This window comes from Rhodococcus sp. 27YEA15, assembly GCF_049739425.1.
Lineage (GTDB): Bacteria > Actinomycetota > Actinomycetes > Mycobacteriales > Mycobacteriaceae > Rhodococcus_F.
In genome coordinates this window covers 3,338,478-3,363,260 of record NZ_JBMHHW010000001.1, presented here as the reverse complement: position 1 = coordinate 3,363,260, position 24,783 = coordinate 3,338,478, and the positions used below count along the sequence as shown (strand labels likewise).

Genomic DNA, 24,783 nt, shown 5'->3' with positions numbered 1-24,783 from the left:
ATCGGGGTGGGGCAGAAGTGAGTACCGTCAGATTCCGGCGTCGGCCGCGTCGTGAGGTGCCGCGAGCACCTGGTGGCGAGGTGACGCTTCAGGCGCCACCGGAGATTCCTCGCCTCACACCCGGCAATCTTCTGACGAAGTTGCTGCCCGTGGTGATGGTAGTGGCCATGATCGGCATGGTTGCGTTGATGTTCAGCTCCGGCATGGCACGAAATCCCATGTCCCTGATGTTTCCCGTGATGATGATGGTATCCATGCTCGGGATGCTCGCCGGGGGTGGGCGCGGCGGCGGCGCGAGGGCATCGGAGGCAAACGAAGACCGCAAGGACTATCTGCGATATCTCGACCAACAACGCCGAGACGTCGCTTCGACGGCGCAAGCTCAGCGGGCCGCGCTCGAGTGGACGCATCCGGAACCGGGTCTGCTGTGGACACTGACCGGCACCGCCCGGATGTGGGAACGGCAGGTCGGTGACCCGGACTTCTGTCACGTCCGGGTCGGTACCGGCAACCAACGACTCGCCACTCGGCTGGTGTCGCCGGAGACCGGTCCGGTCGAGGACCTGGAACCGGTGGCGGCTGCGGCGCTGCGCCGGTTCGTTCGTGCGCATTCGGTGGTCCACGATCTACCGACAGCGGTGTCGATGCGCGGGTTCGCCTCGATCTCCGTCGAGGGGGCACGCGATCGGTCTCGTTCGTTGGTGCGCGCAATGATCATGCAGTTGTCGATGTTTCACGCGCCGGATGTGCTGCAGATCGCCCTCGTCCGCGGACCGGACACGGAAGCTCGATGGGAGTGGATCAAGTGGTTGCCGCACGTCCAACACCCAGCTCGCCACGACGACGCCGGCTCCGCCCGGATGGTGTACGGGTCGTATTACGAGTTCGCGAGCTCGCTCGGTGAACAGCTCTCGTTCAGGGGGAGATTCGCTCGTAATGCCGCGCCCACCGCCGGATTGCCGCATCTTGTCGTCATAGTCGACGGCGGATTGCTGGAAGGCGACACCGCACTCCTGACCGAAGTCGGATTGGACTCGGTCACGGTGATCGACCTCTGTGGTTTCTGTCCGGCGCTGTCGGCCACGAAAGGGTTGCGCTTGATCGCCGGTGAAGACCAATTGGGCGCCGTCAGCAGCGCCGGTATCGAGAACTTCGCGGCGCCCGACTGGGCCGGTGTGGAACTTGCACAGTCGCTGGCGCGCCGAATGGCGCCGTACCGTCCGACGTCCCGTGACGCCGCAGACTCCGACGACGACCGGTCGACGCAGTCGTGGACCCAGGTCTTGGGTATCGGTAACCCGGCGCGGTTCAACCCGGATCACGGCTGGCAGATTCGCAACGCCCGCGACCGCCTGCGGGTGCCGATCGGCACCGGCCCGGACGGCAATCCGGTGGAACTGGACCTGAAGGAATCAGCCGAGAACGGTATGGGGCCGCACGGGTTGTGTATCGGTGCGACCGGGTCCGGGAAATCGGAGTTCCTACGCACACTCGTGCTCGGTCTGATCGCAACACATTCACCCGATGCGCTCAACCTCGTCCTCGTCGACTTCAAAGGTGGGGCTACGTTCCTCGGGCTGGAAGACGCTCCCCATGTCGCTGCCATCATCACCAATCTGGCCGAGGAATTGGCCATGGTCGACAGGATGAAAGACGCGCTCGCCGGCGAGATGAATCGGAGACAGGAACTACTGCGCTCGGCCGGAAATTTCGCGAACGTGACCGACTACGAGAAGGCGCGGGTGGCGGGTGCGGCGCTGGATCCGCTCCCTGCCCTGTTCGTCGTTGTCGACGAGTTTTCCGAGTTACTCAGTCAGCAGCCGGATTTCGCTGAACTGTTCGTTGCGATAGGCCGGCTCGGTCGATCTCTGCACATTCATCTGCTGCTTGCCAGCCAGCGCCTCGAGGAGGGCAAACTTCGTGGCCTCGACAGTCACCTGTCCTACCGAATCGGCTTGAAGACGTTCTCCGCGAACGAGTCCCGATCCGTTCTGGGAGTTCCAGACGCATATCACCTACCCGGCACACCCGGTGCCGGGTATCTGAAGGCAGATTCCGCCGAGATCGTCCGATTCCAAGGCGCGTACGTGTCGGGACCTTACGAGGGTACGACGATCGGATCCAGTAGGAACGAAGTGGAATCCTCGTCGCCGGGTGTGCCGATACCGTTCACCACGGCGCCGGTGATCGGGTACCAGGCGCCACTGCCGCCGTTACCGCCCGACACGGTGGACATGGGTGAGGACGGTGACGAATCCCGAACCTTGATGGGGGTTCTCGTCGATCGGATCAAGAACCACGGTCCCAATGCCCACGAGATCTGGCTACCGCCACTGAGGGAGTCACCCACTCTCGACCAATTACTTCCGCACGTGGTGGCGGCCGGACCGAACCGTGCCGGAGGAAATCTGGTTGCGCCGTTCGGCATCGTGGATCGACCGTACGACCAGCGTCGAGACAACCTGGTTGCCGATCTCGTCGGGTCGACCGGAAACGTGGCGATAGTCGGCGGACCTCAGTCCGGGAAGTCGACCGCTCTGCGGACACTGATCATGTCGCTCGCGTTGACACACACCAGCGAGCAGATTCAGTTCTACTGCCTCGACTTCGGTGGCGGAACACTCGTCGGTCTCAGAGATCTCCCGCACGTGGGCTCGGTTGCGAATCGTCTGGATTCCGATCGTGTTCGGCGGACCATCGCCGAAGTTCTCACCGTCTTCTCCGAGCGGGAGCGGCTTTTCCGTGATCGAGGGATCGATTCCATGGCGGAGTTCCGCAGGTTACGCGCTGCCGATCCGCGGGCAGAAAACGTGGCCGCCGGTTTGGCAGGCGACCGGTTCGGCGACGTGTTCATCGTGGTCGACGGCTGGCCGACGGTACGGTCGGACTTCGAGTCCGCAGAAGCAGAGATCACCATGCTGGCGGCTCAGGGTCTGTCCTTCGGAATTCACGTCGTGGTCAGCGCATCGAGGTGGGCGGAAATCAGACCTGCCCTCAAAGATCAGCTCGGTACTCGTATCGAGCTCCGACTGGGAGATCCGGGTGACTCCGATATCGGGCGCCAGAAAGCGAACCTGGTCCCGGAACGCCGGCCGGGTCGCGGTATCACCCGCGAGGGGCTGCACCTGCTGATCGGACTACCGCGGATCGACGGGGTGGCGAGCTACGAGAACTCGAGCGTCGCCGTCGCTGCCGCAGTGGCGCAGATAGCGGCCAGTTCGGTGTCGCGTCCGGCTCCGGCGGTTCGGATGCTTCCGCAGTCCTATCCGAGAACGGAACTGCTCGGCGCGGTGGGTTCGGCCTGGCCGGCATCCACCGGGGTGGACGGGCGATGCCTGCGAGTCCCCATCGGTCTCGGCGAGTCGGACCTGGCACCGGTGTACATGGATTTCGCCGAGCACCCCCACCTGTTGATCTTCGGTGACACGGCGTGCGGGAAGACGACGCTGCTGCGCGGAATTGCGGAGGGAATCGTCGCCGCGAACACATCGGCTCAGGCGAAACTGATCATCGCCGACTATCGGCATTCGATGCTCGGCGTGGTCGAGGGAAACCATCTGGGTGCGTACTCGTCGTCGTCCGTGGCATTCGGGCAGGTGATGGCCGATCTGGCACTCATCGTCGCCGAACGGATGCCCACCGGCGAGACGACGCAGCAACAGCTACGTGAGCGGTCGTGGTGGACTGGCCCGGAGTTGTATGTGCTGATCGACGACTACGACCTGGTGGCAACTCCGAGCGGAAACCCGGTTGCCGCGCTTCTCGAGTACATTCCGCACGCCAAGGACATCGGTTTGCACCTGGTGATCGCCCGGCGGTCGGGGGGTGCATCCCGAGCTCTGTACGAACCGGTCATCGCCCGTATTCGCGACATGGCGCCGGCCGGATTGGTCATGAGTGGTAGCCGAGACGAAGGGAATCTCGTCGGTCCCGTGCGAGGGCAACCGATGCCGGAGGGCCGAGGAACCTTCGTTTCGCGATCCCGGACCCAGCTGATCCAGGTGCCGTGGCTGCCGCCGCTGTGACGAACCCGCATTCCGTGGCCGTACACGTGGGGCACTCGACGGTGTGGGCGGCTTCAGGCGAACAGGTGTTCGAATGCGCGGCCGACCTGCGGTCGGATTCGAGTGTGTCCGGCGTGGTCGAGATGAGTCCGCTGGTGTTCGTCGACGACGACTACGTAGATGTCGATGACCGAATCCGGCCGACGGTCCTGGCGCTTGCCGACCTGTTCGAGCGGGTGGTTCGCGGGTGCGGCGTTCCCGGCCCGGACCGGGTGTATCTGACGCATCCATCACATTGGGGTCACCGTCGCCGGAATCAATTCCTCGACGCCGCAAGACGAGTCGCCTCCGATGTGATGCTGGTTCCGATGGCGGTCGCGGTGGCGCGCAGCAGACGATCGCAGTGGCGGGACCGGTGTGTCGTAGTGGAGCAGCGACCGACCGAGGTCGCAGTGTCGGTCGTGGAGGAGTGCGGCGACGAGTTGCGCATCACCTTCTCTCGGGTTGCCGCGAACCGCGAGTTGATGTCACTGGTGGCAAGTGTGGGCGCGATATCTCGCCGAGACGCCATGATGGTGGTCGGGATGCAGTCGCGCCGTACTGCGGCCTTGCTCGACGCCGACGTGCCAGGCAGTTCGGTGCGGGGTGGGATTCGAGCTGTCGACGAATCCGAGCTGGTCACCGCCGTGATCGACCCTCGGCTGCGCCCGATACCCGCGGCCGGTGTCGACGATCGCGTCCTCCGCGAAGAGTGGCAGGCGCGAGTGGCCGACGTCGCGGTTCGCCCGGAACCGGCGGACATCGGGCCGGCTACGACGCGTTCACGTCGGCGTCGAGCAGTTCTTGCCGGTGTGCTCACGCTTGTCGCCGTGGCTGTTGTCGGCCTGACGATTCGAACGGCAGGTATCGAGAAGTCGAATTCAGCTCTCGACAAGCCGATCTCGACGATTCGGCAGACCGGAATCCCGGAATCCGGGCCTCCGGTTGAGGAGCCGGGCGCGGCCCCGACATCACTTGCGGCCGGTCAGGTCCGGGTAGGGGAGGTCGAGGCGGTCTTCCCTTCGGGATGGAGGTTCATCCCGAAGTCCGCCGAGCCGGGCCGCACGGACGCGGTGCCGCCGACGGGGACTGATCGAAAGATCGTGATCGTCGAGACTGCGTTACGTCCGGGATCCACTGTCGACGAAGTGCACGATTCGCTGCACCAGCAGTTCTCGGCTTTCGAGGATCCGCTGCGGTTCGGCGAATTCGCGGTGGTCGGTGGTGCGGACGGGCGGAGGACGGCGACGTACGTCGAGTTCCCCGACAACTATTCGGAGGTGCGGTGGCGCGTGTACGTCGAAGGCGGGTTTCAGATCAGTGTCGGCTGTCAGTACCTGCTCGACGAGTGGGATGCCGTCGCCGCGGATTGCCGCCGAGTGTGGGAGACGGTGCACGTCGTGGAGTGAGCCGGGTGGTGGTTCGTCGGGGCGAGAAAATTGCGCGTGATGCCGGAACCGATCGTGACGTCGCCGCGTCCAACAATGTGTAGCGCACATCAACAGGGTGTCGTTCGTGCTGTGCCGTGTCCGGGGGACTGTCTCGGGGTGGTGGATCGGCAGGGGACGGGACTCGACGAATCTCAGGGGGATACATGGGCTTCACGGCAACACCGTCCGAATTGACGCAGTCGGCCAATTCCATCGACAACCATCGGGGTGTGATCCAGAGTGTCGCGGCATCTGTTCGTGCCGAAGCTGAAGGTTCACACGGTATGTGGAAGGGAGTATCGCAGGCCACGTACATGGAAATCATGACGCGATACGACGCTGCCACCAAGAAGTTGGACGACGCTCTCACCGACATATGCAATCAGGTCAAGCTTTCGGCCGGCGATTTCGTCGCGGTCGAGGAAGAGAACGTTGCGGGCCTCAACCGGGCTGTGCAGGGTGGCGGCTCGATCAACATGCTCTGACGGATCGATTGACGTAATTGGCGGCAGTACAAGGTAATACGGACTTCTTTCACACGAACTGGAGCAACTATGGGACTGGACATTACCGGCACGGGTATTCAGTACAACTTCCCGGCACTGCAAGCGTTGGCGGACACGATGCGGTCTCAGTCGAGGAATATCGACGACCAGAACAGCGCGATCGCATCGGTGGTGGCAAATCTGCAGGCCTCGTGGGACGGGGCCGGTGCCGTGGAGTGGAACGACGCGCAGAATCGCTGGGGCGAAGGATCGCGCGAGTTGAACGAAGTCCTCGAATTGATCGCGCGGGCAACCGGGCAAGGATCAGAGGACATGCACACTGCGGACCGCGCGGCGGCAAGCCGATTCGGGAATCGCTGATCCGGAGCGATCGCGCCGTGTGATCGTCAGTTGCCCCCGTCGAATCGTGATCTCGGCGGGGGCAGCGGCGTGTGCGGGTGGAGTAGGCCACTTTGACCGAAGATGGTATCGGCCGGTATCGTCTACCGGTGGCGTGCCGTAGGCCTCTCGCAGTGATGTGAACGGGCCGGCGGTTCTCGGGTCTCAACTGGCCGCCGAGGATCGTATTCGCGATACGCACATGGTCAGCAGTGGAATGAATTAAGACGAGGAAGATCTGTGTCTACGTACACCCCGAAGGCCGGAGATGTGACCCACACGTGGCACGTCATCGACGCCACCGACGTGGTGCTCGGCCGTCTTGCCGTTCAGGCAGCGACCTTGCTGCGCGGCAAGCACAAGCCCACCTACGCACCGCACGTTGACGGCGGCGACTTCGTCGTTGTCATCAACGCCGAGAAGGTTGCCATCAGCGGCAACAAGCTCCAGGGCAAGAACGTCTATCACCACTCCGGATTCCCGGGTGGTCTCAAGTCCCGCACCGTCGGTGAGGTCCTCGACCGGACTCCCGACCGTCTCGTCGAGAAGGCCATCGTCGGCATGCTCCCGAAGACGAAGCTCGGCCGCGCAATGAGCAGCAAGCTCAAGGTGTACGCCGGCCCGAATCACCCCCACACCGCGCAGCAGCCGGTGCCGTTCGAGATCAAGCAGGTCGCACAGTGACATCGTCGGAAGAGCAGAACTTGTCCGAAGAGAACATCGAGGCAGTCGAAGAGTTCGTCGCTGCTGACGTCGTCGAAGAGGTCGAAGAGGTCGCAGCTGCGCTCGCACCGATCGTCATCGATCGGCCGATCCAGACCGTGGGTCGTCGTAAGGAAGCGGTTGTCCGCGTCCGTCTGACCCCCGGCACCGGAGAGTTCAAGCTCAACGGTCGCACCATGGAAGACTACTTCCCGAACAAGGTGCACCAGCAGCTGATCAAGGCTCCGCTGGTCACGGTCGAGCGTCCCGAGTCCTTCGACATCGTTGCACTGCTGCACGGCGGTGGCCCGTCCGGACAGGCAGGCGCGCTGCGTCTGGCCATCGCCCGGGCACTCATCGAGGTCACCCCCGAGGATCGTCCCGCGCTCAAGCGCGCCGGCTTCCTCACGCGTGACGCCCGCGCTGTCGAGCGTAAGAAGTACGGCCTGAAGAAGGCCCGTAAGGCATCGCAGTACTCCAAGCGCTGATGCTTTGCCGAGGTCGACCGTGAATTCGGTCGGGTTCGGCACCTGTTCACCACGAGAGCGGGCGTCCACGATCACCGGACGCCCGCTCTCGTGTTTGTCGGGTTAGGTGTGTTTCGATCTCTCACAGGAATCCAGGAGTTGTTCTATGGGTCGGTTGTTCGGTACTGACGGTGTTCGTGGCCTTGCCAATTCGGATCTGACGGCAGATCTGGCTCTGAGATTGGCAGTCGCGGCGGCCAGAGTGTTGACAGCTGACTCGAAGAAGGAGCGTTCGGTCGCGGTGGTGGGGCGTGACCCTCGCGCGAGTGGTGAGATGCTGCAGGCAGCGGTGACGGCGGGGCTGACGTCGGCGGGGGTCGACGTTCTCGATGTGGGGGTACTGCCGACGCCGGCGGTGGCATATCTGACCGGCAAGTTCGATGCATGTCTCGGTGTGATGATCTCTGCGTCGCACAACCCTATGCCCGACAACGGAATCAAGATCTTCGCAGCCGGTGGACACAAACTCGACGACACGGTGGAAGCGGCGATCGAAGCGGCTTTGCACGGTGATACGGGCGAGTCCTTGCCCGTCGGTGCTGCCATCGGACGAGTCCGGCCGGTCACCGATGCCGCGGAACTGTACGTGACTCATCTGCGAACGGCACTGTCCGCTCCGCTGGACGGGCTGACGGTGGTCGTCGACTGCGCGAACGGTGCGGCATCGGTGGTAGGGCCACTGGCCTACCGGGCTGCCGGAGCGAATGTCATTGCCATTCATGCAGATCCTGACGGTTTGAACATCAACGACGGGTGTGGTTCAACGCATCTGGCGAACTTGCAGAAAGCTGTCGTCGAGCACGGCGCACACCTGGGCCTCGCCCACGACGGCGACGCCGATCGGTGCCTCGCGGTCGACGAGAACGGCGCCGTGATCGATGGTGACGCCATCATGGCGGTGCTGGCGGTGGCTATGAACGAAGCTGGTGAACTGGTGGACAACACGCTCGTGGCCACGGTCATGAGCAACCTGGGCCTGCACATTGCGATGCGGTCGGCGGGAATCGAGGTCGTCACCGCATCGGTGGGCGATCGGTACGTCCTCGAGGAATTGCGAGCCGGTGGGTACAGCCTCGGCGGTGAACAGTCCGGCCATGTGGTTCTGCCCGATTTCGGGACGACAGGTGACGGCGTGCTCACCGGATTGCGGCTGCTGGCACGGATGGCGCAGTCGGGTAGTTCGGCGTCGGAGCTGGCTGCGATCATGACGACGTTGCCGCAGGTGCTGATCAACGTGAAGGTCGGTGACAAAGCCGCAGTGGCCTCTTCGGATTCGGTGGTCTCGGCAGTGGCGGATGCCGAGCGGATTCTGGGCGAAGACGGCCGGGTTCTGCTTCGGCCATCGGGAACCGAGCAACTGGTGCGCGTCATGGTGGAGGCAACCGATCTGGCCGTGGCACAGAAGTTGGCGGACTCCTTGGCCGAGACCGTCGCGTCGGTCTGACCCGAACACGCTCGCCCGGCTGCCTGAAATTGCCCTGCCTTTCGACTTGTCCCGGCGAGGGAACGTACGAGCCCTCTGGTGCGTCCAAGTAGTCGACTGCCGTCGATGATCGACGTGTGAGGTGACGAAGGGGGCCAGGTGTGGAGATCGACGTACGTGCGGTCGAGCAGGTGGAACAGAAGATCCGAGCGCTCACGCACCGACTGCGTGAGCATGCGCAACTGGTTGATTCGCACAGGTTCGCCGGTACCGCGGCGGGGCGGGATCACGCCGCGCAGGGTGACCGGCTGGCGTCGGCGCTCGACGGGGTGTACATCCGGATGTCAGCGCGGGCGGATGTCGTCGAGTCTGTCGCGGACCGGATCGGTTCGGTCACCAGTGCCCTGTCCGAGGTGGATCGGGAGACCGCGGACCGCTTACGTAAGGCAGGCGGTTCGGGGCAATGACGTTCGGCGTCGGGTGCTCGCCGGTTCGGGTGTCGAGTGCGGCCGAGGACATTCTGGCGCAGCGGCACTGTCCGGGTGATCCGGACACAGTCCTCGAGCAAGGTGCCGGGGGGTTGGGGTTCTTCCGACGATTTCACGAGGTGGCGTCGCAGTTGGGTATCGACGACCGTAGCCTCGAATCCTACGACCGGGCGTATCGTGCGGAATCCGGTGTCGATCTCGCGGCGTTCGCACTCGACGTCTCGGACACGGCCGCCGCCGTGCGCGGATCATCTGTCGAATATGCGCTTGCCGCCGCTTGTGTCGAGTCGCTACCCGAGGTGTGGGACGTGACCGGAGTCGATGCGGTGGTCCGACAGGTCCGAAATGTGCAGCAGGAGTCGAATTTCGACGTCGAGTCCACTTCTCTGTTGGTCACCGTGTCCGAGGATCTGAGCCGGGTGGTTCGGACTGCGGTGTCGGACAAGGCATTCAAGATTGCCAGCCTGGATCGGCACACTGTCGGTGGACTTGACCGCCCGACGATCGACCAGCTGCTCGGCGGTGGCAGCAGTGTCGAGAATCCTGCGGTCAGGTGGTGGGTGGACACGATGTTTCGGCCGGTATACGTCGACGCTCGTGACGAGTTCGACCGGGCGTGTGCAGAGTGCTCGGAGGCGTTGACGCGCGCGTTCGACGCGGCAGCCGACCTGATCGAGGAACTGTTTCCCTTGGCCACCGGTGGTGCCGGACGGGAGGACGATCTCGTGCCGAGTGCAGTGCCCACGGCGTTGGCGTCACTGAACATCGCGGGTGATCAATGGGGTTTGTCGATGGCCGCGGACGGACGGGGAGTAGCGGTCGACATTCTGCGTGCATCGGGGCAGGCGGTGTCGGTACGCCTGGAACTGGATGCGAACGGAATCCCTCGGTTCACAGTCGAATCCCCGGCTGTCGAGTCCCGGACCGTGTACTCGCCGGCTGTCGAATCAGAAGATCCGAAGGCGGTTTCGGAATCAGGTCCGGCCGATACGGCGGGGGCGCCGGATTCTGCAGTCTCGTCGAACAGTGGGCCGTCGAACAGCATGACGACCGAGGAGGTGGAGTTCGACGACAGCTCTACCCGAGTGCCCGGCGGGTTGGAATCGGCTGAATCCGATGTGGCACCAACCGAATCGACGACGGACCTGGTAGATCGTCCCGTGCCGGAGGCGGGGGAATCGAACGGTGCTCGGCTGGCCGGGTCGGGGCCGCTGTGATGTCGGCGCACGAACGGTTCGCGAGCATCCTGCGGACGTGTGATGCAGAACTGGCGGAGTTTCGGCGACGGCGCGACGTCGCCGAACGGACGTACGGTGAGCCGAAGACCCCGGAGAGCGAACCGGTGCGTGCCGACGATTCCCGTGCTTACCGCGACGAGCCGGTGCGATACCTGAGGTCGGCCGGGGAGAGCACGGCCGGGGAGAGCACGGCTGCGAAGACCCCGGCTGGGCGGATCACTTCGTCTGATCCGCCCGGTGACCCGGACGGTCACCGGCGGAGCAGTTGGCTCACTCGCGCGTCGGACTGAGCCGGCTCCTCTGTCAGCAACGCGGTGTGGGAAATCTCGGCGGTCTCGTCGGTCAGTGCTTCGTATCGTTTCTCCCCAGCCAGATGTTGGAGCAGAAATCCGGTGAGCAGTGAGCGGGTCGTGGCCTGAGTCTTGCGCTCGGAACCACCGAATCCCAGGGCGCCGAGCAGGCGTCTACCTTCGATCAAACCGGCGTCTCGAGCGTCGTCGACGGTTCGGGCGATTACCGGTCCACCCCAGGCCTGACTCAACGGTCGGGCATTGCTGGTGAGGGAATCGACGTCGTCGGCACCGGCGAGGATCAGCCCTGGGGCTGTGATCTTGGACGCGTAGTTCTCAGCTTTCGGTGCGGTCGGTGCGGGGAAGAGCGCCGCGACAGCCCCGATCTCCGCGCGTTGCGCGGCAGCGAGGACCGCGACGCCGGCACCCATCCCGTGCCCGATCAATCCGAGTCGATCCGGATGGACACTGATCTGACCGGGGCCGAGTCGGACGCCGACGCAGATGTCGAGGCTGGCCCGCAGATCGGCTGCAAGGCCGAGGTGGGACGGGACGGGCCCGCGTTCGCTGTCGGGTGCGGCGACGACGATTCCCCAGGATGCGAGATGCTGCAGGGTGTGCTCGTACCGATGCGGGCTGGTCATCCAGCCGTGCGCGAAGGCCACGGCCGGCAGGTTGAAACCGGTTTCAGGGGTGTACACGACTCCGGGTTGACCGGCCAGGGCGAGATTGCCGCGCAGGACGCGGTGTGGGCCGCGCTTGGACAGCTCACGGGTCAGTGTCTTCAGTTTCGGTGCCACGGCTCAAGACGTTATCCGATTGCGCGTCGACTGTATGCGTCTGAGGCCGACCAACCGCAAAATGCGCGGGTCGGTGGTGTCCAAGTACCCTGGACCACCATGTGCGGAATCGTGGGATACGTCGGCCACCGCCCGGCCTTGGGTGTCGTGGTGGAGGCTTTACGGCGAATGGAGTATCGGGGGTACGACTCCTCCGGGATCGCTGTTCTCGACGGTGTCGGTGGAATGGAGATCGAGCGTAAGGCCGGAAAACTCGCGAACCTCGAAGCGGAACTCGGCGAGTACGGCGCTGATCGTTTCGTCGGAACCAGCGGGATGGGCCATACCCGGTGGGCGACGCACGGACGGCCGACAGACCGTAATGCGCATCCGCATCGTGACGCGAGTGGCAAGCTGGCCGTGGTACACAACGGCATCATCGAGAATTTCGCGCCGTTGCGTGCCGAGCTCGAGGCTGCTGGAGTCGAGTTGCTCAGTGATACCGACTCGGAGGTAGCTGTTCATCTGGTGTCCCGCGCGTACGCGCAGGGCGATACCGCCGGAGATTTCGTGGGCAGCGCGCTGTCGGTGGTTCGACGGTTGGAGGGTGCGTTCACGTTGGTGTTCACCCATGCCGATCACGCGGACACGATTGTCGCTGCTCGCCGGTCGACGCCGTTGGTGGTGGGGGTCGGAGAGAACGAGATGTTCCTCGGGTCCGACGTGGCTGCGTTCATCGAGCACACCCGGGACGCGGTGGAGTTGGGCCAGGATCAGGCCGTGGTGATCACGGCCGACAGCTACACCATTTCGGATTTCGACGGAGTGCAGGCGCAGGGGCGTCCGTTCCGTATCGACTGGGATCTGGCCGCTGCCGAGAAGGGCGGCCACGACTACTTCATGCTCAAGGAGATCGAGGAGCAGCCGGCGGCGGTTGCCGACACTCTTCTCGGTCACTTCGAGAACGGCCGCATAATCCTCGACGAGCAGCGGTTGTCGGATCAGGAATTACGGGACGTCGACAAGGTATTCGTCGTCGCGTGCGGTAGCGCCTATCACTCGGGACTGTTGGCCAAGTACGCGATCGAGCATTGGACCCGGCTACCGGTCGAGGTGGAGTTGGCCAGCGAGTTCCGCTACCGCGATCCGGTTCTCGATCGCTCCACTCTGGTGGTGGCGATCTCACAGTCGGGTGAGACGGCGGACACTCTCGAAGCGGTCAAGCATGCCAAGGACCAGAAGGCTCGCGTGCTCGCGATCTGTAACACCAACGGTGCTCAGATCCCGCGTGAGGCCGACGCCGTTCTCTACACCCGGGCGGGACCGGAGATCGCGGTCGCGTCGACCAAGGCGTTTCTGGCACAGGTGACCGCGAATTACCTGGTCGGGTTGGCTTTGGCGCAGGCTCGCGGTACCAAGTACCCGGACGAGGTGGCCCGCGAGTACGCCGACCTCGAGGCCATGCCTGCCTTGGTGGCAGAGGTGATCGAGTCGGCCGAGTCGGTACGGGCGATCGCGCGGCAGTTCGCGCACGCGTCGACGGTGCTGTTCCTGGGTCGGCATGTGGGCTATCCGGTAGCGCTCGAGGGTGCGCTCAAGCTCAAGGAATTGGCGTACATGCACGCCGAGGGTTTTGCCGCAGGCGAACTCAAGCACGGTCCGATCGCGCTGATCGAGGAAGGTCTGCCGGTCATCATCGTCATGCCGTCGTTGCAGGGTCGGCCGGTGTTGCACTCGAAACTGGTCTCGAACATTCAGGAGATCAAGGCTCGTGGGGCGACCACGATCGTCATCGCGGAAGAAGGCGACACAGTCGCGGCCGCGCATGCGGATCATCTCATCGTGATTCCGGTTGCGCCGACGCTGCTGCAGCCGTTGCTCTCGACGGTGCCGATGCAGATCATCGCCGCCGAGGTGGCTGCTGCTCGCGGCTACGACGTCGACAAGCCGCGCAACCTGGCGAAATCGGTTACGGTGGAATAGTTTTCACCTGTCGAATGAACTCGGGCCCCCAATCTTCGGACTGGGGGCCCGAGTGTGTTCAGGGCGTGTTGACGACGACCGTGCCGCGCATCTCGGGGTGCGGGGTGCAGGTGTAGTCGTATGTTCCGGCTTCGGTGAACGTGTGCGTGTAGGTTCCGGACTTCTTCAGCGGGCTGCGGAGTTTCCCTCTGGCACTTCCGAGTCCGTTCACGTCGTGAGCCATTCCGTTGTCGTCGAACACCCAGGTGACGGTGTCGCCGACGTCGACGGTGATGGACGCGGGCGAGTAAGCCATTGCGGTGACGGTGACGACCGGTCCGCTGACGGGAGCTTCCGGTTCCGAGGAATCGGTGGTGCTGGTACAACCGGTGAGGGCGAGGGCGACTGCCAGTGCGGCGATCATCGGCCCTAGACGTGATTTCATAGTTCCGAGGGTAGCGACGACGGTGATCGAAGGGTTTCGGGATGCGTGAGTACTACAACGCCGAACAGGTGCGTGCGGCGGAGGCTCCGCTCTTGGCGAAGTTACCGGAGGGGATCTTGATGCGCCGTGCCGCGTACGGTCTCGCCGGCGTGGTTGCGGCCGAATTACGTTCTCGTACAGGGTCGATCGCGTACCGAACTGTTACGGTGATCGTGGGCAGTGGAGACAACGGGGGAGACGGATTGTGGGCAGGGGCGTTCCTTCGTCGACGCGGCGTCGAGGTTCGTGCCGTGCTGGTCGATTCGGAACGCGCGCATACCGCCGGATTGGCGGCTCTGACGCGGGCCGGTGGCCGGATCGTCACCGAGGTGGGGGAGCCCGATCTGGTGATCGATGCCGTGGTCGGGATTTCTGGGCACGGCCCGCTCCGCCCGGTCGCGGCGGCGCTGTTCGATCGGGTACAGGCGCCGATCGTGTCGGCGGATCTGCCCAGCGGCGTGGACCCCGATACGGGGTCGGTGGACGGCCCGGCGGTGACTGCTGCGGTGACGGTGGCCTTCGGTGCACTCAAGCCGGTGCACGTGCTGGCTCCTGATCGTTGCGGGCGGGTGGAGTTGGTGGACATCGGGCTGACACCGGTTGCGCCGCAGTGCACCGCGTTCACCGATGTCGAGGTGGGTCGATTGTGGCCCGTTCCAGGTCCGGCAGACGACAAGTACTCCCAGGGCGTGGTGGGCGTCGTTGCCGGAAGCGGCCGGTATCCGGGGGCGGGCGTGCTGTGTACCGGTGCGGCCGTCACGGCGACCTCGGGGCTGGTTCGATACGCGGGCCCAGGTTCGGCACCGGTGCTGGCAAGGTATCCGGAAGTGGTTGCCACCGCCGGCGTCGAGACGGCCGGGCGGGTGCAGGCGTGGGTGGTCGGGCCTGGCATGGGTACCGACGCGCGGGCAGGGCGGATATTGGCGTCGGTGCTCTCGAGTGACGTCCCGGTGGTCGTCGACGCGGATGGTCTGACTCTGTTGGCGAAGTCGCCCGAGCTGGTGCGTGGCCGAACGGCACCGACACTGCTCACGCCTCACGCGGGAGAGTTCGCCCGCTTCGCGCCGCTGGGGGTTGATCGAATCGCATCCACACGATCGCTGGCGGCGAAACTCGGAGTCACGGTACTGCTCAAGGGTCGCAGTACCGTGATCGCCGGAGACGGGGGCCGAGTGATGGTCAACGACGCCCGCGGATCGTGGGCGTCCACTGCCGGGTCGGGAGATGTTCTCAGCGGGACGATCGGGGCGTTGCTGGCCGGCGGTGTGCCCACTGTCGACGCAGCAGCAGCCGCAGCGCGGGCGCACAGTATGGCCGCGGGTATCGCGGCGGCAGGAGCACCGGTCGGCGCGTCGGCACTGCTCGATCACCTACGGGATGCGGTGCGGGTGCTCCGCCAAACAGGCCTGCAGGCAAACCCGACTTGAAGTCGGGTTCGGATCGGGTGGCAGGATTGAGTCATGACGTTGGTGGAGGGAAATACACCCCGGGCGCGCACGGCCCACGATCGGGACCCGCAAACCGAAGCCGTGATAGATCTCGAGGCGATAACCCACAACGTCGGAATTCTCCGCAAATTCGCCGGCGACGCAGCGCTGATGGCAGTGATCAAAGCCGACGGTTACAACCACGGTGCGGCGGCGGTGGCGCAGACCGCTCTGGCCGCCGGTGCTCGGGAACTCGGCGTCACCACCATTCCCGAAGCCCTGACCCTTCGCAACGCCGGGATCACGGCACCGATCCTGACGTGGCTCAACGGTGTCGACGCGGATTTCGTGTCGGCTCTCGACGCCGACATCGAGATCGGGGTGTCGTCGCCGCGGCACCTCGAGTCGGTTGTGGCAGCTGCCCGCGAACTGGGCCGCCCGGCTACGGTGGCGCTCAAGGTGGACACCGGCCTCAATCGCAACGGCGTCTCTCGCGCGGACTGGCCGCAGATGCTCACAGACCTCGGTGCCGCCCATCGTGCAGGCAGTGTTCGTCTGCGCTCGGTGTTCTCGCACCTGGCGCATTCCGACGAACCGCACAACCGGGTCATAGACCTGCAGAAGCAACGGTTGATCGACGCCGTTGCCGACGTCCGCGGGCTCGATCTCGACCCCGAGGTGGTGCATCTGTCGAATTCGGCAGCCGTTCTCACCCGGCCTGATCTGCGATTCGACATGGTTCGGCCGGGTATCGCGCTGTACGGGCTGTCCCCGGTGCCGGAGTTGGGCGACTTCGGTTTGCGTCCGGCAATGACTCTGCAGGCACGAGTGCTACTGGTGAAGAAGGTGAAGGCCGGTGACGGAGTGTCCTACGGGCACACGTGGATCGCCCCGCGCGACACCACGGTGGCCCTGTTGCCGCTCGGCTACGCGGACGGGCTACCACGGATCCTGAGTGGCCGATTCGAGGTACAGCTCGGCGGGGCACGTCGGCAAGCAGTCGGACGGATCTGCATGGATCAGGTGTTGGTCGATCTGGGACCGGACGGTGGTGGGGTGCGCGAAGGTGACGTCGCGATCTTCTTCGGCGACGGCAGTCGCGGTGAGCCACACGCCCAGACCTGGGCGGACGCACTCGACACCATTCACTACGAGATCGTGACGGGAATCAGGGGTCGAACGGTGCGCACGTTCCGAGGCGGGGAGGACCCGAAATGAACACGGCCGGGCGGCTGAGTGTTCTCGGCGGTCTGCTCAGCGCTGTGGCTCTCGGCTCGATGGCAGGCGTCAACGCGTTCAGGAGTGCAACGCGCCCCGGTCGGGAAATCTATGCCGACGAGGATTTCGATCTGATGACCCGCGATCGTGCGAGCGTCGTCCGCACCGAGGACGGCGTTGATCTGGCGGTCCGTGAGGTCGGCCCGGTCGATGCGCCGCTGACCGTGGTGTTCGTGCACGGATACTGCCTGAGCGCGCTCTCCTGGCACTTTCAGCGCCGCCAGTTGGAACAGCGTTGGGGAAACCGGGTACGGATGGTCTTCTACGACCAGCGGGGCCACGGGGAGTCGTCGAAGGCGCGGTCGAAGAGTTGTACCGTCTCGCAACTCGGCCGAGATCTGGCTACGGTCGTCGAGGAGAAGGTGCCGGACGGCCCGATCGTGCTGGTCGGGCATTCGATGGGCGGGATGACGGTGCTCGCGCTGGCCGGGCAGCGTCCGGAATGGTTCGAATCCCGAGTCATCGGCGTCGGATTGATTTCCACCACGGCCGCCGGGCTCGCTGAAACCGGGCTGACCCGCAATCTGCAGAACCCGGTCATCGACGGCTTCCGGCTGGCGGTCCGGACTGCACCGGCTCTGGTACAGAACGCTCGCGGCGCAGCGCGAGTACTCATCACCCCGATCCTGCGCGCCGCGTCGTACGGTACCGAGGTCAGTCCGAGGTTGCTCGAGTTCTCCGACGGCATGCTCGACCGCACGTCGGTACTGACCGTCGTCAATTTTCTGCGAACCTTGGAGTTACACGACGAGTCGGCGTCAGTCGAAGTGCTTGCCGATACGCCGGCCGTGGTCATCTGCGGGGATCAGGACATGGTGATCCCGTTCGTCAGCTCGGAGCGGTTGGCCGCCGAACTGCCGAAATCCGAACTGATCAGGGTGCACCGTGCCGGACACCTGGTGCAATTGGAATTCCCGACGGTTGTCACCGACGCTGTCGAAGCGCTCGTGGATCGGGCATTGGTAGAGGAGCGCTCCGATGTCGGTTGAGCGGGAATCAGATCTCGCGGAGTCCGGGACCGTCGTCTTGGCGACCACCGAAGACACCGAGGCCTTCGGGCAACGGCTCGCAACCGGTTTGGTGGCAGGCGATCTGGTGATTCTGGACGGACCACTCGGTGCAGGTAAGACCGCGCTGACGCGTGGTATCGGAGCCGGGCTCGGTGTACTCGGGCGGATCACGTCGCCGACCTTCGTCATTGCCCGCGAGCACCGTCCCGGGACGCGGCCGAACGGCGGCGAGCCGGTAGGGATGGTGCACGTCGACGCCTACCGGCTCGGCGACAGCGGACCGAACGCGCTCGACGAACTCGACGCGCTCGACCTCGACACCGATCTCACCGACACCGTCGTGGTGGTCGAATGGGGTGGTGACGTCGTCGAGCGCCTGGCGCAACGGCACCTGCGGGTTCAGTTGCGGCGTGAGCCCGAATCGGACGTCCGGACAGCCGAGTGGTCCTGGTCCGCGTGAGCGGCCGGGCAGTGAGGTGGCGCGGGCGGGTAGCCTGAGTCACCGTGCTTGTTCTCGCAATCGACACCTCCACGCCGGCTGTCACCGCCGGTATCGTCTCGTTGACGTCGCCGGATTCGGTGCGGACCCTCGCCGTGCGTGTGACGGTCAACCCGCGTGCTCACGCCGAGGTGCTGACTCCCCACGTCCTCGAATGTCTGGCCGAGTCCGATCATGCTGCCGGTGATCTCGACGCGGTGGTGGTCGGCGTCGGTCCCGGTCCGTACACCGGGTTGAGGGTCGGAATGGCGACGGCCGCCGCGTTCGGTGACGCACTCGGTATCCCGGTGTACGGCGTGTGCAGCCTGGACGCCATTGCGGCAGCGGTGTCGACGAAGGACAACTTGTTGGTGGTGACCGACGCGCGCCGGCGCGAAATCTACTGGGCACGGTACGACCGGGGTGTGCGGGTGCAGGGTCCGGCAGTCGATTCGCCTGCCGATGTCGAGGCGTCGCCGTCGACGGTGATCGCCGGTTCCGCATCGCACGTCGACTATTTCGATGTGCGCGTAGAACCCGCCGAGACCCCGTCACCTGCCGGCTTGGTGACGGTGGCTGCGCGTGGAATCCTCGCCGGTGCGGAACCGAGCGCACTCGAACCGTTGTACCTACGCCGCCCCGATGCGAAGACGCTGGCGGAACGCGGCAAATGAGTTACTCCATCGAGCGTATGACGGTCGGTGACGCCGAACGGTGCGCGGAACTCGAGCGGCTGTTGTTCGCGGGTGACGGCCCGTGGAGCGCGCAGGCCTTCGTCTCGGAATTGGCGGGCTCGCACAATCACTACTTCGTGGCGCGGAGTCCGGGCGGTCTGGTGCTCGGGTATGCAGGCATCGCGGTTCTGGGTGCGCCACCGAACCTCGAGGCCGAAGTGCACACCATCGGTACCGACCCGCAGGCGCAGCGTCTGGGAATCGGTGGCGCACTCCTGGCCGCGTTGTTGGCGGTTGCCGACACCCGGGAGTGTGCTGTTTTTCTCGAGGTGCGTACCGACAACGAAGCGGCGATGGCACTCTATCGGCGAGAAGGTTTCGACGTGGTCGGGACGCGTAAGAAGTACTACCAGCCGAGCGGAGCGGACGCGTACACGATGCGACGCCCGGTCGTCGGCGAGATGCGGGACACGAAGGAGCAACAAGCATGATCGTCATGGGTGTCGAAAGCTCTTGCGACGAAACCGGAGTCGGAATCGTTCGATGGAACGGCGACGGTACGTGTGACTTGTTGGCGGACGAGGTCGCATCGAGCGTGGATCAGCACGCCCGGTACGGCGGTGTTGTTCCGGAGGTCGCCTCGCGCGCCCATCTGGAGGCGATCGTGCCGACCATGCGACGCGCTCTGGCTGCGGCGGACATCGACAAGCCCGATGCGCTGGCCGTCACCATCGGGCCGGGGCTGGCCGGCGCGTTACTGGTCGGCGTCGCTGCGGCCAAGGCGTATGCGGCGGCGTGGAACATCCCGTTCTACGCGGTCAACCACCTCGGCGGGCACGTGTCGGTGGACACACTCGAGCACGGGCCGTTGCCGCCGTGTGTCGCGTTGTTGGTCTCGGGCGGGCACACGCACCTGTTGCACGTCGAGAACCTCGGCAAGCCGATCGTGGAGCTGGGCACGACGGTCGACGACGCTGCCGGCGAGGCGTTCGACAAAGTCGCGCGTCTACTCGGCCTCGGGTTTCCAGGCGGTCCGGCCTTGGATGCGGCTGCGCAGCGGGGAGATCGGGCTGCCATCGCGTTTCCGCGTGGAATGACCGGTGCTCGCGATTCGCGTCACGATTTCTCGTTCTCCGGGCTCAAGACATCGGTGGCTCGCTATGTGGAATCCACCGAGCGCGCCGGGGAGGCAATCTCGATCCCGGACGTCGCCGCGTCGTTCCAGGAAGCAGTCGCGGACGTACTCACGATGAAGGCCGTACGCGCAGCCCGTGACGTGGGCGTCGACACGATAGTTCTCGGCGGCGGCGCGACCGCGAACTCCCGGATCCGATCTCTGGCCGAGGAGCGTTGCGCGGCTGCGGGGATCACATTGCGCATCCCGAAGCCGCGCTTGTGCACGGACAACGGAGTCATGATCGCGTCACTGGCCGCGCATCTCATCGGTGCGGGCGCAGGCCCGTCCGATCTGGGTGTTGCCACCGATCCGGGTATGTCGGTGTCGGTCAGTCAGCTGATCGGCTGACCCTCAGGGCGCCGGAACCAGCGCGCTCCCGGTGGCGGTAGCCGTCGGCGGAGCCGACTCCTGCTGTGACGGTGTACCGGGAACGGGTCCGATCGTGCTCGAGCTCGAACTCGGTTGCCCGCCGGCGTTGTCGGTACTGGTCGGGGGAACCTGGGTTTCGGGGCCAGTGGGCCACCACGGTGGCGGTGGCGGAAGGGTGATCCCCGGCAGATTCGGCCAGTGCGGGGCAGTGGTGGTGGCAGGCGGAGTCGGTTCCGTGGTCGTCGGGGCCGGCGTGGATGTCGTGGTCGCGGGCGGCAGAGTGTACTGCGGGGTGGTGTAGGTGCGCTGCGGCTCGTACGGCTGCGAACGGGGGACGGGCACCGGCATCGGATCATTCGACGGAAGCGGATCGTAGGACGGGATGACGGTGTTCTCGGTGACCGTTTCGGCTTCCCTGACCGTGTGGCTCGTGGTGGTGGAGCCGGTTCCGGCGGGAGAAATCGGGGGGTTGCTCGGGGCCAGTTCTCTGGCTCCGTAGCCGAGTACGAGTCCACCGACGACGAGTGCCCCGATCAGTGCGCCGGATATCTTCGCGGCGGAGCCCACTCGACCGGTTCCGGTGAGTGGGTAGCGCAACGCGATCACGGAGTCGGCCAGCAACGCCGCACCTTTGGTCGCGGCGGTTTCCGGCTCGTCGATCTCCACCACCGGTAGCTGCACGGTGTCCGCGACAGCCGATCTGACTGCGGGAATATGGGCGCCGCCACCGATCAGGACGACGGCGTCGACAGTGCGTGGGGCATTCTCGATCGAGGTGCGCACGAAGGAGACGGCGTGCTCGATGTCGGTGGAGATGATCGATTCGAACTGGCTGCGGGTGATGGTCATCCGCCCGCCTGGCAGGTCGACGGTCGTGTGGTCAGCGGTGGAGAGTTGTTCCTTCGCGACATGGCAGCGCGATGCCAGTAGTTCGATATCGGTATGCCGACCCATGAAGCCGGCGGCATTTTCGGTCACGAAGGCAACCAACGCCCGGTCGATCTCGGCACCGCCCAAGGCCTCGCTGCGTTCCGAGTTCAGCACTTCGCCGGTGTGCCCGACGACGGATACCGTGATTCCTTGCTCGCCGATGTCGATTTGCGCGGTGGTCTCGTATCGCTCGACCTTGCCGGTCTCGGCAAGGTAAGCGTGAACGGCAGCCGGTTCGGGGATGAGGCGGACTTGCATGGACGACCGTCCGAGCGCGGACTTGATGCTCGCGAGTTGATCGGAGGTCCGATAGGTCACGCCCACCGAGCGCGGCGATACCGGAGAATCGGTGACCTGAGTCGTCATCAGCTTGATGGAGGCCCGCACCAGATCGCCGACGCTGGTGTTCGCGTGGTCTGCCGAGACGAATCGAGTTTGAGCGGATACCGATCCAGGCGTGTTTGCGGTGGAGTCGTTGTCCACGAGCGCCGAATAGACGCCGGACGATCCCGTGGAAATACCCAGTGAACTGCTCATGAACACCCCCTCCCGAATGGTTCCGACACACGGTCAATCTGTCGTCGTTATATGAACGTTACAGAGTTTCCGAGGGGAGTGCGTGGTGTTTTTCCTCTCGGACACGTCCATTTCGGACCGAAAGGGCGGTTTTACCTGCGATGTTGCCGGCCGACGACCGGCGTCGGATCGGGGCGAAATAAGTTGTGTTCAACCTCGGCGGGCAATTTTTCAGCGTCGACGAGACCAGGCTGAGACCAGGCCGACACCGAGCGGGCAGCGGCGACGCAGGGTGGTGTGAGCCCGAATGTCAGCGGCCGGTCGGAACCAGGAGTTCGACGTTCTGATCGATCGGCGTGCCCGTGTACTGCGGGTCTCGGTGGATGTCGTTGAACGAGAGCTCTCGGTACAGTGACGCCAGGCCGGCCGCCGACGTGTCGCCGTGATCGACGCGATACGGGCTGTCCGCCTCGAACAGGGTTCCGATCAGCGATACCGTGCCGTCGTGATTGTCGGTGATCTCGATGATGCGGCCTAGTTGCGGGAAGTCGACATGGGAGGCGGTGTTGATCTCCCAGAACCCCTGCTCGGGCGTTCGACCCGGCTGCGGTGTGATCTTGTTCTCGTGCGTGTGGCCGTTCACCCACGCCAGCACGTTCGGGAACCGGTGCAACAGATCCAGCAACTGCGGACCGCTCAGCCGTGGCTCGAGGATGTTCTCGGGATCCGGGAGCAGGTTTCCCATCGTGTCACTCGTGTGGTGGCTGAACAGCACGAAATAGGTGTCTGTGCGCGGCTCGTGTACTCGCGACCCCGCGGCGTCGAAATAGGTGCTGCTGCCGGCCCGCAGGGTGTTCTCGATCCACTGGAACTGAGCAGCGCCCAGGCTGCCCTCGACCAGGCCGGCGCGATTGGTGGAGTCCATGCTGATCCCGACCACGCCCGGGGCGATTTCGAACGAGTAGTAGCCGATCCCCGTCCGGTCGGCGTCAGCGGCGAAACCGTGGCCGATCGGGCCGGGCCCGGTGTGCGCCGGATCGAGGTGAGCTGCGATGAACTGCCGCGGGGTGAACGGCGCGCGCGCCAGGTCGGGAGTGACCTGACGAGCCGGTGTGACCACAGCAGAAAGAATTGCGGGAATGGCACTCGGATCGAACTTCGTGGCGATGTCGATCTGCCGTGCCTGCTCCGGGGTGTCGGGAACCTCGTACTTCCAGGATCCGGTGTACATCGATTCGAGCGGCGGAATACCGCTGGGAATCGTGCCGCTCACGGCATCGTCGTGATTGCCGAACACGCAGTACCACGGGGTCTTCAGCCCGGGGCTCGACACGGGAGTGAACGCGGCATCGAAGAAGCCCGGTATCTCGGGGAAGCCCGCCTTCTTGTACATGTCCGACAACGGCGATTCTGGGTTCCAGTACAGCGTGGCGCCCGAGTTCTGCACGCCTTCGTAGCGATCCGGAGCGCCGGTGTTGGCGATGACGGTTCCGCCGTTGAGACAGGTGAGGAACCAGTCGAGTTCCGCGAATTCCTTGTTGTCGGTGTTGTCGCCGGTGGTGACGACGGCATCGAACGGTCGAGCCGTGTGCGGGCCGCGTCCAATCGAATTCACTTGACGGACAAGCGAAATGAGCCCGTGAGTGGTGAGCGTCTCCTGCGGGCGGAAGGCGGAGCCGGTGAACTGGTGCACGTATTCGAAGCGCATCGGCGACTGCGCGTCGAGGATGTGGACGTCCGTCAATTGCACGAAGGACGCCAATGCGGTGCGGCGGTCTTCGCGTCCGGGCTTCGGCTCGGTCAGCTCGCCCCGGACGACGGCCGCCCAGCCGGGGCCCGCGCCGAGCTTGCGGTAGCCGCTGCTGCCGATCGGTGTCGCGACGCCGTCGAGCGTGGTGCCTGCGCCCGACGTCGGCAAGGCGGTGGCCCCGGCGTACTGCAGACCCCACGGTCTTCCCAGGCTCACGGCGCCGACAGCGCCGAGGGCGGCGAAGGTGAGAAAACGACGGCGGTTCATGTCGGACACGAAGTGAACAATAGGTGAACAACGCGGACGTCCGTATGGTTTCGGGGTGAAGGCGGAGAAAAGATCCGCCCAGTCCTTGAGCGTTGGCACTCTCACGTATAGAGTGCCAGTTGGCGCTTAACGAGTTCCGGCACCCGCGACGACGGGGCTTGCTGACGCGCCGTGAACGGCACACCCAACAGCCGTCCGAGGATCGCCTCGGACGCACATACCCCAAGTGGAGGGCTCATCGTGGCGAGCGTCAACATCAAGCCGCTCGAGGACAAGATCCTCGTCCAGGCCAACGAGGCTGAAACGACGACTGCCTCTGGCCTGGTCATCCCGGACACGGCCAAGGAAAAGCCCCAGGAGGGCACCGTCGTCGCAGTCGGCGAAGGCCGCGTCAACGAGCAGGGCAACCGCATCCCGGTCGACGTCAAGGAGGGTGACACCGTCATCTACTCCAAGTACGGCGGAACCGAGATCAAGTACGCCGGCCAGGAATACCTGATTCTGTCGGCACGCGACGTGCTGGCTGTCGTCTCCAAGTAAGACATACGTGATCCGCCCCGGAGTCCACACAGGATCCCGGGGCGGAGTGCGTTCCACGCGCTGACGAACCCCGCATCACGTGTTGCGCCGAAGAAGATTCAGGAGCTGACCGAACAA

24 protein-coding genes are annotated in these 24,783 nt (G+C 64.8%); 19 read left to right on the top strand and 5 right to left on the bottom strand.

The window, feature by feature from the left end:
• The first annotated feature begins 17 nt into the window (after positions 1–17).
• The 10 genes from eccCa (at position 18) to ABH922_RS15910 (ending at position 11,025) form a co-directional block, all read left to right on the top strand.
• A complete protein-coding gene (gene eccCa / locus ABH922_RS15955; RefSeq protein ID WP_424807850.1) occupies positions 18–4,025 on the top strand; it encodes a type VII secretion protein EccCa in 4,008 nt (1,335 codons plus the stop codon).
• Positions 4,007–5,452 (top strand): type VII secretion-associated protein, encoded by a 1,446-nt coding sequence (locus ABH922_RS15950; RefSeq protein WP_424807849.1) that lies wholly within the window; start codon positions 4,007–4,009, stop codon positions 5,450–5,452. Before eccCa ends, ABH922_RS15950 begins: the two co-directional genes overlap by 19 nt.
• A gap of 185 nt (positions 5,453–5,637) precedes the next feature.
• Positions 5,638–5,958, top strand: a complete 321-nt coding sequence (locus tag ABH922_RS15945) for a WXG100 family type VII secretion target (protein ID WP_424807848.1) — start codon at positions 5,638–5,640, stop codon at positions 5,956–5,958.
• A gap of 69 nt (positions 5,959–6,027) precedes the next feature.
• The gene (locus tag ABH922_RS15940; RefSeq protein WP_424807847.1) at positions 6,028–6,339 is read left to right on the top strand and encodes a WXG100 family type VII secretion target; all 312 of its coding nucleotides are present in this window, start codon (positions 6,028–6,030) and stop codon (positions 6,337–6,339) included.
• 258 nt (positions 6,340–6,597) lie between these two features.
• Positions 6,598–7,041, top strand: coding sequence for a 50S ribosomal protein L13 (rplM, locus tag ABH922_RS15935; protein WP_424807846.1), 444 nt, complete (start codon positions 6,598–6,600; stop codon positions 7,039–7,041).
• Entirely contained in the window at positions 7,038–7,547 is a 510-nt protein-coding gene (rpsI, locus tag ABH922_RS15930) for a 30S ribosomal protein S9 (RefSeq protein ID WP_424807845.1), read from the top strand. The genes rplM and rpsI overlap by 4 nt, the downstream gene beginning before the upstream one ends.
• A 145-nt stretch (positions 7,548–7,692) precedes the next feature.
• Positions 7,693–9,030 carry a phosphoglucosamine mutase gene (glmM, locus tag ABH922_RS15925; RefSeq protein WP_424807844.1) on the top strand — a complete coding sequence of 446 codons (1,338 nt, stop codon included), beginning with the start codon at positions 7,693–7,695 and terminating at the stop codon, positions 9,028–9,030.
• A gap of 140 nt (positions 9,031–9,170) precedes the next feature.
• Positions 9,171–9,476: a hypothetical protein gene (locus tag ABH922_RS15920; RefSeq protein ID WP_424807843.1), complete on the top strand. Its 306-nt coding sequence runs from the start codon at positions 9,171–9,173 to the stop codon at positions 9,474–9,476.
• The gene (locus ABH922_RS15915) at positions 9,473–10,714 is read left to right on the top strand and encodes a hypothetical protein (RefSeq protein ID WP_424807842.1); all 1,242 of its coding nucleotides are present in this window, start codon (positions 9,473–9,475) and stop codon (positions 10,712–10,714) included. The genes ABH922_RS15920 and ABH922_RS15915 overlap by 4 nt, the downstream gene beginning before the upstream one ends.
• Positions 10,714–11,025: a hypothetical protein gene (locus ABH922_RS15910; RefSeq protein WP_424807841.1), complete on the top strand. Its 312-nt coding sequence runs from the start codon at positions 10,714–10,716 to the stop codon at positions 11,023–11,025. The genes ABH922_RS15915 and ABH922_RS15910 overlap by 1 nt, the downstream gene beginning before the upstream one ends.
• Here ABH922_RS15910 and ABH922_RS15905 read toward each other — a convergent pair.
• A complete protein-coding gene (locus ABH922_RS15905) occupies positions 10,986–11,825 on the bottom strand; it encodes a dienelactone hydrolase family protein (protein WP_424807840.1) in 840 nt (279 codons plus the stop codon). The genes ABH922_RS15910 and ABH922_RS15905 overlap by 40 nt on opposite strands.
• A gap of 99 nt (positions 11,826–11,924) precedes the next feature.
• Between ABH922_RS15905 and glmS the strand changes: the two genes are divergently transcribed.
• Positions 11,925–13,787 (top strand): glutamine--fructose-6-phosphate transaminase (isomerizing), encoded by a 1,863-nt coding sequence (gene glmS, locus ABH922_RS15900; RefSeq protein ID WP_424807839.1) that lies wholly within the window; start codon positions 11,925–11,927, stop codon positions 13,785–13,787.
• A gap of 58 nt (positions 13,788–13,845) precedes the next feature.
• Here the strand turns inward: glmS and ABH922_RS15895 are convergent, their stop codons facing one another.
• Positions 13,846–14,211 (bottom strand): plastocyanin/azurin family copper-binding protein, encoded by a 366-nt coding sequence (locus ABH922_RS15895; RefSeq protein WP_424807838.1) that lies wholly within the window; start codon positions 14,209–14,211, stop codon positions 13,846–13,848.
• 41 nt (positions 14,212–14,252) lie between these two features.
• Between ABH922_RS15895 and ABH922_RS15890 the strand changes: the two genes are divergently transcribed.
• From ABH922_RS15890 to tsaD, 7 genes are read left to right on the top strand one after another with little or no spacing between them, the layout of a single operon-like run.
• A complete protein-coding gene (locus ABH922_RS15890) occupies positions 14,253–15,677 on the top strand; it encodes an NAD(P)H-hydrate dehydratase (protein ID WP_424807837.1) in 1,425 nt (474 codons plus the stop codon).
• Between the two features lie 33 nt (positions 15,678–15,710).
• On the top strand, positions 15,711–16,895 hold the full coding sequence (gene alr, locus ABH922_RS15885; RefSeq protein ID WP_424807836.1) for an alanine racemase: 1,185 nt from the start codon (positions 15,711–15,713) through the stop codon (positions 16,893–16,895).
• Complete coding sequence (locus tag ABH922_RS15880; protein WP_424807835.1) at positions 16,892–17,944, top strand: alpha/beta fold hydrolase; 1,053 nt, start codon at positions 16,892–16,894, stop codon at positions 17,942–17,944. Before alr ends, ABH922_RS15880 begins: the two co-directional genes overlap by 4 nt.
• Positions 17,934–18,425 carry a tRNA (adenosine(37)-N6)-threonylcarbamoyltransferase complex ATPase subunit type 1 TsaE gene (tsaE, locus tag ABH922_RS15875; RefSeq protein ID WP_424807834.1) on the top strand — a complete coding sequence of 164 codons (492 nt, stop codon included), beginning with the start codon at positions 17,934–17,936 and terminating at the stop codon, positions 18,423–18,425. The genes ABH922_RS15880 and tsaE overlap by 11 nt, the downstream gene beginning before the upstream one ends.
• A 44-nt stretch (positions 18,426–18,469) precedes the next feature.
• Entirely contained in the window at positions 18,470–19,117 is a 648-nt protein-coding gene (tsaB, locus tag ABH922_RS15870) for a tRNA (adenosine(37)-N6)-threonylcarbamoyltransferase complex dimerization subunit type 1 TsaB (protein WP_424807833.1), read from the top strand.
• On the top strand, positions 19,114–19,608 hold the full coding sequence (gene rimI / locus ABH922_RS15865) for a ribosomal protein S18-alanine N-acetyltransferase (RefSeq protein WP_424807832.1): 495 nt from the start codon (positions 19,114–19,116) through the stop codon (positions 19,606–19,608). The genes tsaB and rimI overlap by 4 nt, the downstream gene beginning before the upstream one ends.
• A complete protein-coding gene (gene tsaD / locus ABH922_RS15860; RefSeq protein ID WP_424807831.1) occupies positions 19,605–20,642 on the top strand; it encodes a tRNA (adenosine(37)-N6)-threonylcarbamoyltransferase complex transferase subunit TsaD in 1,038 nt (345 codons plus the stop codon). Before rimI ends, tsaD begins: the two co-directional genes overlap by 4 nt.
• Before the next feature lie 3 nt (positions 20,643–20,645).
• Here the strand turns inward: tsaD and ABH922_RS15855 are convergent, their stop codons facing one another.
• From ABH922_RS15855 to ABH922_RS15845, 3 genes are all read right to left on the bottom strand, one after another.
• The gene (locus ABH922_RS15855) at positions 20,646–22,130 is read right to left on the bottom strand and encodes an Hsp70 family protein (RefSeq protein WP_424807830.1); all 1,485 of its coding nucleotides are present in this window, start codon (positions 22,128–22,130) and stop codon (positions 20,646–20,648) included.
• Positions 22,131–22,419: 289 nt separating this feature from the next.
• Entirely contained in the window at positions 22,420–24,135 is a 1,716-nt protein-coding gene (locus tag ABH922_RS15850; protein WP_424807829.1) for a TIGR03767 family metallophosphoesterase, read from the bottom strand.
• A gap of 92 nt (positions 24,136–24,227) precedes the next feature.
• Positions 24,228–24,365, bottom strand: coding sequence for a hypothetical protein (locus tag ABH922_RS15845; protein WP_424807828.1), 138 nt, complete (start codon positions 24,363–24,365; stop codon positions 24,228–24,230).
• Position 24,366: 1 nt separating this feature from the next.
• Here ABH922_RS15845 and groES point away from each other — a divergent pair, with 1 nt between their 5' ends.
• On the top strand, positions 24,367–24,666 hold the full coding sequence (gene groES, locus ABH922_RS15840) for a co-chaperone GroES (protein ID WP_003940763.1): 300 nt from the start codon (positions 24,367–24,369) through the stop codon (positions 24,664–24,666).
• Positions 24,667–24,783 lie beyond the last annotated feature (117 nt).